At 35.8% G+C, this 16,389-nt stretch carries 15 protein-coding genes and 2 pseudogenes; 12 read left to right on the forward strand and 5 right to left on the reverse strand.

The window, feature by feature from the left end; genetic code table 11:
- Positions 1–649: DUF3256 family protein (locus tag JCM15092_RS10980; protein ID WP_051532542.1), on the forward strand; the 649-nt coding region annotated here is incomplete at its 5' end.
- A gap of 51 nt (positions 650–700) precedes the next feature.
- Here the strand turns inward: JCM15092_RS10980 and JCM15092_RS10985 are convergent.
- Positions 701–955, reverse strand: a complete 255-nt coding sequence (locus tag JCM15092_RS10985; RefSeq protein ID WP_024994707.1) for a type B 50S ribosomal protein L31 — start codon at positions 953–955, stop codon at positions 701–703.
- A gap of 323 nt (positions 956–1,278) precedes the next feature.
- Here JCM15092_RS10985 and JCM15092_RS10990 point away from each other — a divergent pair, with 323 nt between their 5' ends.
- A complete protein-coding gene (locus JCM15092_RS10990; protein WP_024994708.1) occupies positions 1,279–2,283 on the forward strand; it encodes a class II fructose-bisphosphate aldolase in 1,005 nt (334 codons plus the stop codon).
- Positions 2,284–2,350: 67 nt separating this feature from the next.
- Here JCM15092_RS10990 and JCM15092_RS10995 read toward each other — a convergent pair whose 3' ends face one another.
- Positions 2,351–2,902: a DUF3332 domain-containing protein gene (locus JCM15092_RS10995; protein WP_024994709.1), complete on the reverse strand. Its 552-nt coding sequence runs from the start codon at positions 2,900–2,902 to the stop codon at positions 2,351–2,353.
- 151 nt (positions 2,903–3,053) lie between these two features.
- Between JCM15092_RS10995 and JCM15092_RS11000 the strand changes: the two genes are divergently transcribed.
- The 3 genes from JCM15092_RS11000 (at position 3,054) to JCM15092_RS16665 (ending at position 5,808) form a co-directional block, all read left to right on the forward strand.
- Positions 3,054–4,439 (forward strand): MFS transporter, encoded by a 1,386-nt coding sequence (locus JCM15092_RS11000; protein ID WP_024994710.1) that lies wholly within the window; start codon positions 3,054–3,056, stop codon positions 4,437–4,439.
- Between the two features lie 570 nt (positions 4,440–5,009).
- A complete protein-coding gene (locus JCM15092_RS11010; protein ID WP_148296651.1) occupies positions 5,010–5,252 on the forward strand; it encodes a hypothetical protein in 243 nt (80 codons plus the stop codon).
- Between the two features lie 49 nt (positions 5,253–5,301).
- A complete protein-coding gene (locus JCM15092_RS16665) occupies positions 5,302–5,808 on the forward strand; it encodes a hypothetical protein (RefSeq protein ID WP_024994713.1) in 507 nt (168 codons plus the stop codon).
- A gap of 729 nt (positions 5,809–6,537) precedes the next feature.
- Here JCM15092_RS16665 and JCM15092_RS11025 read toward each other — a convergent pair.
- Positions 6,538–7,587: a DUF4831 family protein gene (locus tag JCM15092_RS11025; protein ID WP_024994715.1), complete on the reverse strand. Its 1,050-nt coding sequence runs from the start codon at positions 7,585–7,587 to the stop codon at positions 6,538–6,540.
- Between the two features lie 34 nt (positions 7,588–7,621).
- Positions 7,622–9,142 carry a bifunctional ADP-dependent NAD(P)H-hydrate dehydratase/NAD(P)H-hydrate epimerase gene (locus JCM15092_RS11030; RefSeq protein ID WP_024994716.1) on the reverse strand — a complete coding sequence of 507 codons (1,521 nt, stop codon included), beginning with the start codon at positions 9,140–9,142 and terminating at the stop codon, positions 7,622–7,624.
- A 119-nt stretch (positions 9,143–9,261) separates the two neighbouring features.
- Here JCM15092_RS11030 and hpt point away from each other — a divergent pair, with 119 nt between their 5' ends.
- From hpt to JCM15092_RS15860, 7 genes and pseudogenes are all read left to right on the forward strand, one after another.
- Positions 9,262–9,798, forward strand: coding sequence for a hypoxanthine phosphoribosyltransferase (gene hpt, locus JCM15092_RS11035; RefSeq protein WP_024994717.1), 537 nt, complete (start codon positions 9,262–9,264; stop codon positions 9,796–9,798).
- 34 nt (positions 9,799–9,832) lie between these two features.
- Positions 9,833–10,402, forward strand: coding sequence for an adenylate kinase (locus JCM15092_RS11040; protein WP_024994718.1), 570 nt, complete (start codon positions 9,833–9,835; stop codon positions 10,400–10,402).
- Between the two features lie 71 nt (positions 10,403–10,473).
- Positions 10,474–11,654 (forward strand): annotated as a pseudogene (gene obgE / locus JCM15092_RS15855) (GTPase ObgE).
- A complete protein-coding gene (gene pgeF, locus JCM15092_RS11050; protein ID WP_024994719.1) occupies positions 11,651–12,475 on the forward strand; it encodes a peptidoglycan editing factor PgeF in 825 nt (274 codons plus the stop codon). The pseudogene obgE and the gene pgeF overlap by 4 nt, the downstream one beginning before the upstream one ends.
- Positions 12,462–13,136, forward strand: a complete 675-nt coding sequence (locus tag JCM15092_RS11055; RefSeq protein ID WP_034541936.1) for a B3/B4 domain-containing protein — start codon at positions 12,462–12,464, stop codon at positions 13,134–13,136. Before pgeF ends, JCM15092_RS11055 begins: the two co-directional genes overlap by 14 nt.
- A 17-nt stretch (positions 13,137–13,153) precedes the next feature.
- Positions 13,154–13,756, forward strand: coding sequence for a M23 family metallopeptidase (locus JCM15092_RS11060; protein WP_024994721.1), 603 nt, complete (start codon positions 13,154–13,156; stop codon positions 13,754–13,756).
- 13 nt (positions 13,757–13,769) lie between these two features.
- Positions 13,770–13,960: pseudogene (locus JCM15092_RS15860) on the forward strand (hypothetical protein).
- Between the two features lie 5 nt (positions 13,961–13,965).
- On the opposite strand, the gene JCM15092_RS11070 reads toward JCM15092_RS15860, so the two are convergent.
- Entirely contained in the window at positions 13,966–16,281 is a 2,316-nt protein-coding gene (locus tag JCM15092_RS11070; RefSeq protein ID WP_024994722.1) for a TonB-dependent receptor, read from the reverse strand.
- Positions 16,282–16,389: the final 108 nt, after the last annotated feature.

Here is a 16,389-nt window from a genome sequence, read left to right on the forward strand (position 1 = left end):
TTATATGATGAAAAAATATATTTTTCTTTTGCTCATAATGCTTTCAAACTCTATAGCTTCACAGAACCTTAAGAGCTATTTCATCTCTATGCCGGATTCAATTATACCTCTTCTAACAAAGGTAAACCGTGAGGATTGTGTAGATTTTCTTGATAGCAAAATGAAGGCCGAGGTAAAAAACAAATTTGGTAATATATCTGAGCTTAAAGCTCTTACCGACAACTACTTATTGCTTCAGACTACCTCAAACTCATATATTGAGATGAAGCTGCTAAGTGTAAATGACTCTACTAAGATTATTGGAGTTTCAAGGAGCTATAAGGCAAAGGCTGTTGATAGCAGTTTGTCTTTCTACTCTACAGACTGGCAAAGATTGGATAATATGAAGTTCATAAATCTGCCGGCAAGGGAAAAATCGGCTTTGAATGATAGCCTATCATTTAAAGATTTGACAAGTCAGGAGATTAACGATATAATGGATATACCATTGATGAAAATATCCTTTCAAGAGACTAATAATGATTTGATATTCGAGAATACATCTCCATATACCTTAGACAAAGAACAGTTGATGGAGCTTAAGCTTGATAGGCAGAACAAAACAATAAGATATATATGGAAAGATGGACGTTATGTCCTAGAAAAATAAAAGGTCATTTCAATTGAAATGACCTTTTATTTTAGAATTATATATTCTAAATTACTTCTTAACACGATTACCGTAACGGCTCATGAACTTATCAACACGTCCTGCTGTATCTACCAATTTAGATTTACCAGTGTAGAATGGGTGAGAAGTGTTAGAAATTTCAAGCTTAACTAATGGATAAGTTTCGCCTTCAAATTCAATAGTTTCTTTAGTGTTGCTAGTTGAACGAGAGAGGAACATATCGCCATTAGACATATCTTTGAATACTACTGGACGATAGCTTTCTGGGTGAATTCCTTTTTTCATTTTTGTATATGCTATTTTATTGTTATTATTTACTATTTTGGTAAAATAGGTGTAATGGTTATATTTTGGACTGCAAAGATATAGGTTTTATCTGAAAGAGAAAAAAACTTATTGATTTTTTTATTGAAATACAATTAATTAATTGAAATAAGATTGTAAAATGCAGATAGCAAAATATAATTAATAATATATATATAGTATGAAATTAGCGATAAAATCGGTTGCATTCAGAATAATTTTGAAAGTATAATGCAGTAATTAGAACATTTATACTTAATTTTGCAAGAGAATTTTATTCACTAACAAATATAAATTTTACAACAATGGTAAATTTCAAAGAATTAGGCTTAGTAAACACTAGAGATATGTTTGCTAAAGCTATTAAAGGTGGATATGCAATACCTGCTTTTAACTTCAACAATATGGAACAGCTGCAGGCTATCGTTAAGGCTGCTGTTGAAACAAAATCTCCTGTTATCCTTCAGGTATCTAAAGGTGCTCGTAACTATGCAAACCAGACTTTGCTTCGTTACATGGCTGAAGGTGCTGTAGGTTATGCAAAAGAGATGGGTTGCGCTCATCCTGAAATCGTTCTTCACCTTGACCACGGAGATTCATTCGAACTCTGCAAATCTTGTATTGATATGGGATTCTCATCAGTAATGATCGATGGTTCTCACCTTCCATATGAAGAGAATGTTGCTTTGACTAAGAAAGTTGTTGAATACGCTCATCAGTTTGATGTAACAGTAGAAGGCGAACTTGGCGTTTTGGCTGGTGTAGAAGATGAAGTTTCTGCAGATCACCACACATATACTGATCCTGAAGAGGTTATTGACTTTGCAACTCGTACAGGTTGTGACTCTTTAGCTATTTCAATCGGTACATCTCACGGTGCATACAAGTTTACTCCAGAGCAGTGCCACGTAGACCCAGCAACAGGTCGTTTGGTTCCTCCTCCATTGGCTTTCGAAGTTTTGGATGCAGTTATGGAGAAACTTCCAGGATTCCCTATCGTTCTTCATGGTTCTTCTTCTGTTCCTGAGGAAGAGGTTGAGACTATCAACAAATATGGTGGTTCTTTGAAAGCTGCTATCGGTATCCCTGAAGAAGAGTTGCGTAAAGCTGCTAAATCTTCAGTTTGCAAGATCAACATCGACTCTGACTCACGTCTTGCTATGACTGCTGCTATCCGTAAGGCTTTCGCTGAAAAACCAGCTGAGTTCGACCCACGTAAATACTTAGGCCCAGCTCGTGATAACATGGAGAAACTTTACAAACATAAAATTGTAAACGTTCTTGGTTCAAACGATAAATTAGCTGAATAATTTATTCACAAATAAGAAAGGTGCCATTCATTAGAATGGCACCTTTTCCTTTTTATAAATTTAGAAACTATCTTGCTGCGAAGAACAGAGAATTACCAAGAGCAGCGTTAACTTTTGCTACTCCTTGAGCATCTTGAGTTACAGTCATAGCAGTACCATTCTGCATATTTACAGTAGCAGTACCGTCTTCATTGATTTTCACAAGTTCGTAGCTTTCTCCCTCAGCTACTGCATTCCAAGTACGTTTTTCTTTGTTATAAACTAAGTCTACAGATTTATCCTCACCCTTTTTTGTGATTGTATATCCATCGGCATTAGTCTTAACAGTATAGTTACCCTTTTCACCTTTAACTTCTTTCACTTCTCCAATTGAAGCAACAGGGTTCTCGCCACTCCAAAACTCTATAGAGTTTAATACAATTGCGTCTGCTAAGTACGCAATAGGATACACAGGAACAATGTTGAATGCAACGAAAATAAGTTCATTAACGAACTTATTACTTACTCCTTCATTCCAGCTTCTAAGGTTATTCCATAAGCTAAATGAGCCTATACAAGAAGAGAACATCATGCTTCCTGCAAGTAAAGCGCAAGCAACTGTAATTCTACCTTTTTTCATAATAATTATAAATATAATGTTGATAATTAATAAAAACCATAAATATTAACTGAATACAAATATATAACATTTTATCAATTTTAGACCTTAATCTATAAAAAACTGTATATTTGCAACCTATTATTGAAACTATACATAAAAACGAAATATAATGAAAGAGAGAATTCAAAATGCTTTAAATGAATCTAAAGCTTTGAGATGGAGTGTTCTTGCACTGGTGGCTTTCTCAATGTTCTGTGGATACTTCCTTACAGATGTAATGTCACCTTTAAAACCTATGCTAGAGAAAGAACTTTTGTGGGATAGCCTTGACTATGGAATTTTTACCAGTGCGTATGGATGGTTCAATGTCTTTGCTTTTATGCTCATCATAGGTGGTATAATACTTGATAAAATAGGAGTGAGATTTACAGGTCTAGGTGCATGTATACTAATGGTACTAGGCTGTGGTTTAAAATATTATGCAATATCTACTTATTTCTCTCCAGATAGTTACATGTTAGGGATTAAGATGCAGGTATTTTTGGCATCATTGGGCTATGCTATCTTCGGAGTTGGTGTTGAAATAGCCGGTATTACCGTTTCTAAGATTATTGTTAAGTGGTTTAAAGGTAAAGAGCTGGCTCTAGCTATGGGTATGGAGATGGCTACAGCTAGACTTGGAACAATGCTTGCACTTGCAGTTACAATCCCTATTGCTACTTTCTTTGGTCATACAGATGCAGCAGGAGCATTTCATGCTAATATCCCTGCGCCGATCTTGTTATGTCTGGTCTTGTTGTGTATAGGAACTATTGCTTTCTTTATATATACTTTCTATGATAAGAAACTTGATGAGTCATTAGCTGAAGAGAAAAATGAAGAGGATGCTTTCAAAATGTCCGATATATGGCAGATTGTTACAAATAAAGGTTTTTGGCTTATTGCTATTCTATGTGTGCTTTTCTATTCAGCAGTATTCCCTTTCTTGAAGTATGCTACAGACCTTATGGTTCAGAAATATAATGTAGATCCTAATCTGGCTGGTACAATACCAAGTTTACTTCCTTTGGGAACTCTTTTCCTTACTCCTCTGTTTGGTAGTGTATACGATAAGGTAGGAAAAGGTGCAACATTAATGATTATAGGTTCTGTATTGTTATTATTTGTACATACAATGTTTGCTCTGCCTATACTGAATATTTGGTGGTTCGCAACTATTATAATGATAATACTTGGTATAGCATTCTCTCTTGTACCATCTGCTATGTGGCCATCTGTTCCAAAGATTGTTCCAGAGAAACAGCTTGGTACTGCTTATGCATTAATCTTTTGGGTTCAGAATTGGGGATTGATGGGTGTTCCTTTGCTTATTGGATGGGTTTTGGAGAAATATTGTAAGGGACCTATGGTTGATGGTATGCCTACATACGACTACTCATTGCCTATGTGGATATTTGCAGGTTTTGGTTTTGCTGCATTGATATTTGCTTTCTTGCTTAAGATTGAAAATAAGAAAAAAGGTTATGGCCTTGAAGATGCAAACATAAAGAAATAATTTGCTATTAATTAATTTATAAAGAATGATATGACCCCCAAAAGTTAGACAAAACCTTTTGGGGGTCATATCATTCTTTATAAAACTACCCTCACTCCGTTCGGAAATGCCTTGTATTGGTTTTCCAATACCTTCTATAAACACTAAAAAATTTGCGGAGCAACAGCCAGAAGAGGTGTATTATCTATATCTCTCTATTGTTCTTGAAGAGATGAATATTGATTCTGCAACATTTTTAATTCATGTTTCAAACTCTCATTCTCCTTATACAGATATCTGTTTCTTTCCTCGAGTATTCTAATTTCTTTACTCTTTTATGCCATTATTTTAATTTTTTCTTTGTAAGTCAAACTTTCAAACCATTTTTACAGAACTATCGTTGTTATATGTTACATCTTCTCTAATATTTGTAACATATTTTTATATCATTACATTTATTTTATTACTTTTATGCTCATAAACCCTTGAAAACCACTGTTTATGTATATCTATTATACAAAATAAAAGCAGGTTCACAAATAAATGTAAAACTCTAAACTATATTTATAAGGAGGAAGAAATACAAATTATTTGGTGTATTTTACGGAGTGGCAACCTTATGGAAACGGCACATTTGAGCCAGGTTGGTATTCATTTGAAATTCCCAACAGAGTTCCATCAAACTTTACATCAAGGTCTTATCACATGAATTGGGGATGGTATGAAGGTGGAAGCACTCAATATAATGGTTGGTTCTTGGGTGATACAGCCAATTCCGGTAATGGAGATTTCAAATACAAAAGAGACGACTTCCTAATTTCAGTAAAGGAATAATAACATTCATAAATATAATAATCAAGATTTGTAAACTTAATGTTAGAATATGAAAATTAATACTATACATAACATGAATTTTAAAGCACTATTATTTTTTGCTGTTCTTCTTACCTTCGCTTGCATAGTGAATGCTCAGGAAGTAAATCAAGAAAAAAGGAGTGGAATTTTAGGCCACGGCTACCGTGGATTCGTAGAGATTGAAAGACTTAGCGATGATGGTGGTCCTCTTTTATATGATATTCAAACTACTCATGGCTATCAATTCAATCCGCACTTTTATGCTGGTTTAGGCATCGGCCTTTGCACTACTTTGGGCGAAAGCGCTTCTATTCTTCTCGCCGATTTCCGTTACGATATCCTCAAAGGGAAGCACACCCCATTTGTAGATTTAAGATTTAGCGGAGATCACGGGCTGGTTATCCGTCCCTCTGTCGGCTATCGCTACAAGCACTTCAATGTAAGTATAGGCGGATGGTTTAGAAAATATGAAAACTCAAGCTATGTCGCCCTTCGCTTCGGATTTGATTTCGGTGGAAGAAAGTCCAATCGTTGATAAGTAGTTGTAAAACTCTTTCATTGTTTTAAAAAAACACTTCAAGTTGGTGTCATGTGCTGATTTCCCAAAAATGTATCGGTTCATTTATAACATATTGGTATTCAAAAATGGTAATATAGAGCCTTTTGCGCCATTTTAATAAGAACGCAATAAAAGCAGTGAGCTTTCATTACATAATATGTCTATTAAAGGTCCTGGCACATGACCCCAATATAACTGTAGCCTTATTCCAAAAGCGACTGGTTTGTCCCCGTTTATTTCAAAGGCCTTATCTATAGGACCATCGCTAATTAGAACCCATCGCGTTGCTTTATCGGTAATGTAACAATTTGAGCCCATGAGCACTCTCCACAAACTGATAGAAAACACATCTTGCATATATCTGAATCCTGAACTTTTATTAAGTCTCAGCGAAAAAAAGATAAACCAGTCACCAAAAAAGTACTGATATAAAAAAGAACGATAGAGTGGAAATATTATTCTCCTATCGTTCTTCTTAAGTTATAAATCATATAACTAAATATCCCCGGATTTCCTTAATTAATTAAATAATTGTGGTGACTATTTACGACAATACCCTAAATACTTTTGCTAACAAATTAACATCGGGAACCTGTATCTATTAACATTATCTAAGGATCTATAATATAAAAACTTTGTCATTATCTATACTGTTATTAACTTTACAGAGTCTTTAATCGAGAGCAGATATAATTAGACATCTTTTTACATGTCTTTGTCAATCTTTGATATACCTCCTGTATAAGGATTGAATATAACACGTGTATTTACCTTTTTATTGAACAGGTTGTCTATAAGGACTTCTTTCTCTCCAAATTGTGTTATAGGTAACTCTTCATTGTAAAATTTCTTTGTTGACGAGAATATAGAAACTAAAGCTTTACCTGGCACGTTGTATACAACACCTTCAAGTTTCTTCTTTTTCTTAGCTTCAATGTCAGCCGGAGGTATAACCTCTAGGTCTTTTATTGAGATATATACAGGATTACCAGAGAGATCGTCAGCGTTTACTACACCTAATTTGCTAGACATCCTGAAAAGGACTTTGTCTATAATGTTTTCTTCAGGAGCAACAGCAAAATTGAACTCTTTTGTCTCTTTCGTTGTAACGCCAGTGAATAGTTCTGTCATTGCTTTCTCTTGAGTACTTAGATTATCAAGCATAATCTTCAATGCAGCTCCATCCTTTGGCATGTAATCGGCTTGTCCTCTAGTGAGACTATTACGGCTATCTCTTATGTTGTATATCTCTTTTGCTACGAGTTCAGCCATCTTTGCCGATGATGTTGAATTTAGGATATCTTCTGTCAAGAAAGACCTAGGATCTATTGACTTAGCAGCTTTTGGAGTAGGAGCAATTATATAGACAGGCTCTTCAGGGGCAACTGTATTTATAGCTTTTATAACTCCTTCTTTGCTTAATTCAACTTGTGAAGCTGCACTTTTGTCTTTAAGCTTTATGGTATATGCATTATTAACATCTGCTACTCCTACTGCATAAACCCTTATACTCTTAACTTCCCAGTGAACTTCTGCCTTATCAGATACATCCGATATCTTAAGGTATCTGTTTGCATATTGACACAACTCACCTGGGGTATATAATATTTTCTCTGCAATGACATCAACCTTAATCTCAGTCTTAGGCAGGTAATATACAACTCCCTCTTCAGTTAAACCGGGAGTATATTTACTTACATCTTGTGCATATACAGTTGAAGCAAGAAGTCCTAATAAAATTAATCCTTTTTTCATATTAATATATTTATGCCAGTAATATAATTATTCTTTATCTGTCTCTCTTTTGCAGGTGTTTCCATGCATCAGGGAGTTTATCAATAATGTCAGTAGCAGTCATCCCTATCTCTCCTTTCTCTTCAGCAGCTATATCTCCTGCAAGGCCATGAGCATAGACTCCTAGTTTTGCTGCCTCCTCCTGTGTATATCCTTGTGCAAGCAAAGATAGCAAAATACCTGTAAGTACATCGCCACTCCCTGCAGTAGCCATTCCTGGATTACCTGTTGGATTAATAAAAAACTCACCTTTAGGAGTTACTACTGTACTCCATTTACCTTTAATTATGATATATGCTTGTAGGTATGCTGCAAGCTCTTTTGTCTTACGGAATACTTCATATGTGTCAAGGCTCTTGCCTATCAATCTTTCGAGCTCCTTTATATGAGGAGTAAGAATACATCTTTTAGGGATGCGTGATAACCAATTTCTATGTGATGCAAGGATGTTCAAAGCATCCGCGTCCAAAACAATAGGGCAGTGGCATTCTTTAAGTTGGTCCATAAGTGCTAATGCAGTGTCCTCTTCCTGACCTATTCCAGGTCCTATTGCTATAGCCTGGTAGCGGTCGGAGTCAATAGGGTCAGCAAAATATCTCTCATGTATATCAGTATGAACAATAACCTCGGGCACAGTCATCTGCAGTATGTCGTGATTGTGAATTGGAACATGCACAGTCAGGAGTCCTATGCCTGATCGTAGAGATGATTTTGATGCCATAATTGATGCGCCGGCCATACCGTAGCTACCTGCAATCAGAAGTCCATGACCGAAAGTGCCCTTATGTGAAAAAGCTTTCCTCTGTTTTAATATGCTTTTTATATCTTCCTCCTCTATTATTGTGTAAGGAGTGTCACAGTTGGCAATATACTCTTCGCTTAAGTTTATATCAACAGTCTCCCATTCACCTACGATATCTTCATTCTCTGGGAAGAAAAAAGATAGTTTTGGAAGTTGAACACTCAGGGTTAGGTTTGCCCTTATAATGTTCTGTCTGATGTTATATGTGTTGTCTTCACCCATAAGTCCTGAAGGTGTATCAATAGCTATAACATTAGACCTAGAAGAATTTATATATTTAACTACTGCTGCAAATCCACCATTAAGCGGTTTGTTTAGTCCTGATCCAAACATAGCGTCAATAACAATATGTTTCTCTGTAAGGGCAGGAGGGTTAAACTCAGTAGTAACCTCTGTAAAATAGACTAATCCACACTCCTTAAGTCTTGATAAGTTTATACTACACTCTTCTGAAAGTTTGTTTTGAGTATTAAAAAGATATACCTCGACTTTATATTTTTTTTGCGATAGGAGTCTTGCAATAGCGAGACCATCTCCACCGTTATTTCCTGGACCTGCAAAAACAACAGCCGTAAAAGAGTTGTCATATCTCTTTGCAATAGCCTCCGTAAGAGCTACAGCAGCTCTTTCCATCAAATCAATTGATGAAATAGGTTCATTGGCTATTGTATATTTATCCAACTCTTTTAAATTTACATTTGGTAATACTTTCATTGTAATTTAGCTGAATTTTATACTGCAAAGATAACACTATTTATAAAAGTGATTAGAAGAAAACTTCTATACTTAGAATAAATGTATTACTTTTGCAGCAATTTAATAAGAAATAGGTTATGGAAACCATTCAAATAAAAGACAAAAAGTTTAAAATCTTTATACCAGAGGAGCAGATTTTAAGAGAAGTTGAACGTGTAGCTGATGAGATTAATAGAGACCTAGCTGGTGAAGAACCTTTATTCATAAGTGTGCTTAATGGCTCTTTTATGTTCGCTTCAGATTTGATGAAGAATATTAAAATTCCTTCAGAAATATCGTTTATCAAACTATCTTCTTATAGTGGAACATCTTCGACAGGAGTCGTAAAGGAACTAGTGGGATTGTCTAATAGCATTGAGGGACGCTCTGTAGTGGTAGTTGAAGATATTGTGGATACAGGGCATACAATGAAACGTCTTCTTGAGATACTTAAGGAGAAGAATCCTAAGAAGATTAGTATTGCAACATTACTTCTTAAGCCTGATAAACTGGAAGTTCCTCTTAATATTGATTATGTATCAATAAAAATTCCTAATGACTTTATCGTTGGATATGGTCTTGATTATGATGGATATGGACGTAACTACCGTGATATTTATACAGTAATCGATTAGTTAGCAACAAAACTATAATAACAAATATAACAAAATGTTGAACATTGTAATTTTCGGTGCTCCGGGTTCAGGAAAAGGAACTCAAAGTGCACGTATTGTAGAGAAGTACGGCTTAAACCATATATCAACAGGTGACGTTCTTCGTGCTGAAATAAAGAATGGTACAGAACTTGGCAAGACTGCAAAAGGTTATATCGATCAGGGACAACTTCTCCCAGATGAACTTATAATTGATATTCTTGCAAGTGTTCTCGATAGTTTCAAAGAGAGTAAGGGCGTTATTTTTGATGGTTTCCCAAGAACAATAGCACAAGCAGAAGCATTAAAAGCTATGCTTAAAGAACGTAAGCAGGAGGTTTCTGTTATGTTGGATCTTGAAGTTCCTGAAGATGAGTTGATGACACGTCTTATCAAACGTGGTCAGGAGTCAGGACGTGCTGATGATAACGAAGAGACAATAAAGAAACGTCTTACTGTATATCATTCACAGACTTCTCCATTAATTGACTGGTATAAGGCAGATGGCAAATATCAGCACATCAATGGTCTTGGAACAATGGATGGAATATTTGGAGATATCGTTGCTTCAATAGAAAAATTGTAATATTATTATACAAAGGTTGTGTCATATCTTTTGTGGCACAACTCTTTTTTTTATAAACAAACTGTAAGAATATGGCTGAATCAAATTTCGTTGATTATGTGAAAATATATTGCCGCTCTGGAAAAGGAGGGCGAGGTTCTACTCACATGCGCCGTGAGAAGTATATACCAAACGGTGGACCTGATGGTGGCGATGGAGGAAGAGGAGGCAATATTATTCTTCGTGGTAACCGTAACTACTGGACTCTGCTTCACCTAAAATATGAACGTCATGTATTTGCGGGACATGGTGGTAATGGATCTAAAGCAAAAAGCTTTGGAAAAGATGGTGAAGACAAATCCATAGATGTGCCATGTGGTACAGTTGTGTACAATGCAGAAACAGGTGAATATCTATGTGACATCACAGAAGATGGTCAGGAGGTAGTCCTGCTAAAAGGTGGTCGTGGAGGCCAAGGGAACTGGCACTTCCGTACTGCAACTCGTCAGGCTCCAAGATTTGCTCAGCCAGGTGAACCTATGCAAGAACTTATGGTGATACTTGAACTTAAGCTTCTTGCTGACGTAGGTCTTGTAGGTTTCCCAAATGCCGGAAAATCTACTTACTCTCTACTGTGTCGGCTGCTAGACCTAAGATTGCAAACTATCCATTTACAACTCTTGAACCTAACTTAGGAATAGTTTCTTATCGTGATGGAAAATCTTTCGTCATGGCAGATATCCCTGGTATTATTGAAGGAGCAAGTGAAGGTAAAGGACTTGGACTTAGATTCCTCCGTCATATTGAGAGAAACTCTCTTCTTTTGTTTATGGTTCCTGGTGATGCAGATGATATCAGAAAAGAGTATGATATTTTACTTAATGAACTTGCTACGTTTAACCCTGAAATGCTTGATAAACAGAGGGTACTTGCTATCACAAAATGTGATATGTTGGATGAGGAACTTATTAGCATGCTTGAGCCTACTCTCCCTGAGGGGGTACCACATGTCTTTATCTCATCTATAACAGGAATGGGGATACAGAAACTGAAAGATATATTATGGACAGAACTCAGCAAGGATAGTAACAGAATAGAAGGTACTAAAGAGAATATAGTTCATAAGCCAAAGAATATTGCCGCACTCAAAGCTGAACTCTCAGAAATGGGAATGGATGATGAAGAGTATATTTTTGATGAAGAAAAGGATGATGAAGAAGATTTTGATGACTTTGAGTATGAATATGAAGACTTTGATGAAGAAGATCAATGAGTAAATTGACATCAGATAAAAGAGTGTTGGAATATGAATTGAATTTGTCATTTTCCAACATTTTTTGTTTCTCAACAACAAGACTCGGAGGAACAAGCAGTGGTAATTATTCATCTTTCAACTGCAATGAATTTTGTGGGGATAATATTGACGATGTTTTAGAGAATAGAAAAATTCTTAGTAAATTGCTACCGCAAAATCCGGAATTATTTGTTTTTCCGCATCAAACACATGATACTGAGGTGGCTCTAATAAACAGAGATTTCATCTCAAAGAATTATGATGAACAAAGGACGATACTTGAAGGGGTAGATGCACTTATAACTGACTTACCAAAAATATGTCTATGCGTATCTACAGCCGATTGTATTCCGATACTTCTGTTTGATGAAAAGAAAAATGTTGTAGCTGCTATTCATGCCGGTTGGCGAGGAACGGTCAATAGAATTGTAAGAAAATGTATCTCTGAAATGGAGGAATTGTTTAATAGTAATCCAGAGGATATACATGCTTGCATTGGCCCGGGAATCTCAAAGTATAGCTTTGAAGTGGGGAATGAGGTCTATAATAAGTTCTGTGAAGGTGGTTTTGATCTTGAAGAGATTTCAATGATGAACAGTTCTACAGGTAAATGGCATATTGATCTCCCTAGAGCAAATGAGATTGAACTTATTCAGTCAGGAGTGAATAGAGAGCATCTAGAGGTTTCGGATATTTGCACATATAATAATAATGATATGTTCTTCTCTGCAAGACGTCAAGGTATTGCTTCCGGAAGAATTGTATCGGGTATAATGTTATTAGATAATGGCAGATATTAATTTTAAGATAGAAGTTTCAGAAGAGATACGTAACAAAGTTCCGGAATTTGCAGGAGTAGCTATTTATGCTACTGTTAAAAATAGTGAGTTCAGTAAGGAACTGTGGGATGCAATAGGCCGCTTCACAGAGGAATATCGCAATATTTATACCACTGATTCTATCAAAGATATGCAAGCTATAAAAGCAACTCGTGAAGCATATAAGAGATGTGGAAAGGATCCTAGCAGATATAGGCCATCTTCTGAAGCGTTATGTAGGAGAATACTTAAAGGTATGCCTTTGTATCAGATTGATACACTTGTTGATTTAATAAATCTGGTCTCTATAAAGTTTGGATACTCTATTGGAGGGTTCGATGCAGATAAACTATCTGGTGACAGATTTGTTCTTGGAGTAGGAGAGAAGGATGAACCTTACGAAGGTATAGGACGTGGTATACTGAATATTGAAGGTATGCCTGTCTATCGTGATAGCTTAGGTGGATTCGGTACGCCAACAAGTGATAATGAAAGGACTAAGATTAATCTTGGTACTACACACCTTCTGACTATCATCAATGGTTATGATGGAAATGGAAATCTATCAGAAGCTGCAGATTATATGGTAAGATTGTTAAAAGAGTATGCTCATTCATCTGATGAAGTTATATTATATTTCTAAATAGTTATTCTTATGAAATGTATAAAAATATTTTTTGTCTTTTATTATCCATATCAATGGATGGTTTTGCAGGCGAACCTGTATTAAAGAACTTTACATCTATGGAGAAAAACCATCTACAAGCTGTTACCCCAGGACTTTTTGATGGATGCAAAAGTTTTACTTTGCGCCTTTCTGAGCTTAAGGATAATGAATATTGTTTCCCACTGCCTAAAGGAAAGGTAATATCTGGTTATGGTAGCCGTCGTGGACATTCCGGACAAGATATAAAGACAAAGGCAAAAGATACTATCAGATGTGTTTTCGATGGTGTTGTAAGAATGGCTAAACGTTATGGGGGATATGGAAATCTAATCGTTGTACGACATAATAATGGACTAGAGAGCGCATATAGCCATAACTCAAAGAATTTTGTTAAACCTGGTGATTTTGTTAAAGCTGGTCAGGCAATAGCACTTACCGGTAGAACAGGAAGAGCTACAACAGAGCATCTGCATTTTGAATTCAGACTTAACGGACACCACTTTAACCCAAATCTAATACTGGATACTAAGAATCATACAATTAAGAAAGAAGATATAGAGTGTTTTAAAACCGGTAAAGTGAAGATTAAAAAATAATAAAAAGTAAAATATGGATATAAATAAAATATTAACAGAAGGTCTTGTCTTTAAAGGAGCTAAATCTCCTTCTACCAAAAAGAGGATAAGGTGAAGACAAAAGCAAAAAAGAAGACCTATATTACAGGTCTTCATGGTTCCGGTGCATCAAAGATGAAAGCTGAGATTCGCCGTAAAAGAGCAAATAGGCATAAAGGTAAGTGATATTATCACTTACCTGTTTTCATACTGCCAGTCTTAGTGTCTTCATTATTGAGCAACTTCTCAACACTCTTGAAATTTCTTCCAAAACTGAAGTTCCATGATAGTGTAGCCACATATAGACGGCTACTTTCACGTATATACCAACAACTGTTAGATGCTATATATTTGTTGCGTGTCTCTGATGGACGACGATAACTGTCTTTACCAACAAATGGATTGAGTGTCATTACTCCAACAGTTAGATTTTTATGTCTGTAACGAAGCATAAGAATGTGGTATGCTTCATCACTGCTTAATGTCTCACCATATAATGTCTTCTTATGATTCTGTATTTGGAACATTGCCATCCAGTTCTTATACATAGCTGATGTCTCAAGTCTGTAATACCAGTTGGTGTGAGTATGATTGTATGTCAAGCCTTTACTGTCATAATAGTTTATTCCTGTAGCAAGAGATACATTTAAAATGTCTTTTATAGGGCCAACTTTAATCTCCAACTGAGGATTTAGCTTCTGCCAACTCTTTTGATTCTCTACAGTGTGGATAAAATGTTGGTTCTCAGGATAGATACTCTCCATCATAGGATTCTTGCTATATTGATAATAGACATTAATATTTGCACTGAACAGGCCTTTCTGAAAGTCTAACATTAAATTTGTCGTATAACTTTTTGATTCTAGAAGATTAGGATTACCTTTCCTAATCTGCAAAGAGTCGATAATCTGTCTGACATCACTTATATCTCCTAATTCCGGAGGAGTGTAACTCAACAAACCATTCAAACGGATATTCAGGTTATCAGAAACTTTATAACCAAGACGTACTCTTGTAGTGGGAAGAAGCTTAGTCATCTCATTGTTTGCCTGTGAATATCTAGCCTGAACACCTCCTAAAGATAACCTATAGTTAAAATTCTTTATGCTGGCGCTCCATTCGGCATAGAAGTTGAGATATGTGGCATGTAAGTTGGTCTCTGAATTTACGTTTCCTAAATATATATCTTTGTTATATTCATGATATAGATTAAATCCTGTGCTCAACTTCCCTAATTTGAACTCTTTTTCATATATACCTTCTGCAATGAATGAGTATTTGTCTCCTTTTACTCTAGATGTTATATCTGTTAAGTCTATACCGTCGCGATTTTCTGAATAGAATCTGGAGTTGTTGGAGTTTATATATGTCAATACTGCATTCAACATCAATTTCTGTTTCTTTGGGTAATTTCTTTGGAAATATAGGTCTATTGATGGGCTTGAATTTCTATTATTTGAATCGTCAGCCATGTTTACACCGTCATTACGTTGCTGAACAGGATATAAATAGCTTTTTGTGAACATGCCGCTCTCATTAAATGCCTGACGGAATCGTGAATAAAAGGACCATTTCTCTCCCTGACGATAGCTGTAGCTAAAAGAGAGATAATGATGGTTTTCGTTTAATTCACCAGGCTCACCTATCTCTTTTCTATTAAATTGGGAACCATCGGCAAAGTTGAATGACTCGTAATTATCTCTCCAGTATCCGTTAAGTCCACGATACATTCCCCAATAGTTTACTCCCCATTCTGAGTTCTTATAGTTATACTTGCCATTAATGCCATTATCACCAAATACTATATGAGGCGAGTTCTGAGTATCTATACCTATATATCCTCCGCTATGTCGTATTTTGGTTATGTAGTCAATAACAACAGCCACTTTATCTCCATATCGCAAACTCGGATCCTCATGATATTCCACTCTCTGTATGTCCTCAGGCCTTAGTGCTTGTATCTCATTGATATCCGATTTATTTCCGTTTATGCGTATCTGTACTTCTCCAGGATTTGAAGAGGTTATTTTGCGGTTCATTGGGTCAACCTGCAGTCTGTTAAGCTTCATCTGCATAAGTATGTCCATACCATTAGTTGAGGCTTTTATTTGATGAGCTGTCGGCAAGTATATTTTTCGATCTGTTTGGTTTACAACGTATGATGCTTTAACTACTACCTCATCTAATTCTAATGATGCAGAATCTAACTGAATATCATTTAGATCTTTGTTCTCTGCAAATGAGTTAAGAGGCATGTCTCGTGTTGTATATCCTAAACTTGAAACTCTCAATCTGTAGTCTCCCGGTTCCAAATTGTTGAAAGCAAAACGACCGCGTTGGTCAGTTATGCCACCTGTTACAAATACTGAATCTTCAGTTTGAAGCAGTACGTTAGCAAACTCAATGCACTCCTTTCCCGATAATACACGTCCTTTTAGCTGTAGGTTTTGTGCTGATATTTGAGAGGAGATTAAAATCATTATTGAAAAGAATAGCAACTTTTTCATCTTTCTGTTTTTGTAAAATATAACATTTAGACGTATGCTTGAAAGAAAAAGTTGCAAAGAGTAGGAGCCTTATATTAAAAATAGCTTGTTAATAACCTGTTTTATAAT

Origin of the sequence: Phocaeicola paurosaccharolyticus JCM 15092, assembly GCF_000613805.1 — a bacterium.
Taxonomy (GTDB): Bacteria; Bacteroidota; Bacteroidia; order Bacteroidales; family Bacteroidaceae; genus Phocaeicola; species Phocaeicola paurosaccharolyticus.

Bases quoted from the DNA above. Each gene is read 5' to 3' on its own strand.
- JCM15092_RS10985 (WP_024994707.1), bottom strand. From the start codon at position 955: ATGAAAAAAGGAATTCACCCAGAAAGCTATCGTCCAGTAGTATTCAAA.
- JCM15092_RS10990 (WP_024994708.1), top strand. From the start codon at position 1,279: ATGGTAAATTTCAAAGAATTAGGCTTAGTAAACACTAGAGATATGTTT.
- JCM15092_RS10995 (WP_024994709.1), bottom strand. From the start codon at position 2,902: ATGAAAAAAGGTAGAATTACAGTTGCTTGCGCTTTACTTGCAGGAAGC.
- JCM15092_RS11000 (WP_024994710.1), top strand. From the start codon at position 3,054: ATGAAAGAGAGAATTCAAAATGCTTTAAATGAATCTAAAGCTTTGAGA.
- JCM15092_RS16665 (WP_024994713.1), top strand. From the start codon at position 5,302: ATGAAAATTAATACTATACATAACATGAATTTTAAAGCACTATTATTT.
- JCM15092_RS11025 (WP_024994715.1), bottom strand. From the start codon at position 7,587: ATGAAAAAAGGATTAATTTTATTAGGACTTCTTGCTTCAACTGTATAT.
- JCM15092_RS11030 (WP_024994716.1), bottom strand. From the start codon at position 9,142: ATGAAAGTATTACCAAATGTAAATTTAAAAGAGTTGGATAAATATACA.
- hpt (WP_024994717.1), top strand. From the start codon at position 9,262: ATGGAAACCATTCAAATAAAAGACAAAAAGTTTAAAATCTTTATACCA.
- JCM15092_RS11040 (WP_024994718.1), top strand. From the start codon at position 9,833: ATGTTGAACATTGTAATTTTCGGTGCTCCGGGTTCAGGAAAAGGAACT.
- pgeF (WP_024994719.1), top strand. From the start codon at position 11,651: ATGAGTAAATTGACATCAGATAAAAGAGTGTTGGAATATGAATTGAAT.
- JCM15092_RS11055 (WP_034541936.1), top strand. From the start codon at position 12,462: ATGGCAGATATTAATTTTAAGATAGAAGTTTCAGAAGAGATACGTAAC.
- JCM15092_RS11060 (WP_024994721.1), top strand. From the start codon at position 13,154: ATGTATAAAAATATTTTTTGTCTTTTATTATCCATATCAATGGATGGT.
- JCM15092_RS11070 (WP_024994722.1), bottom strand. From the start codon at position 16,281: ATGAAAAAGTTGCTATTCTTTTCAATAATGATTTTAATCTCCTCTCAA.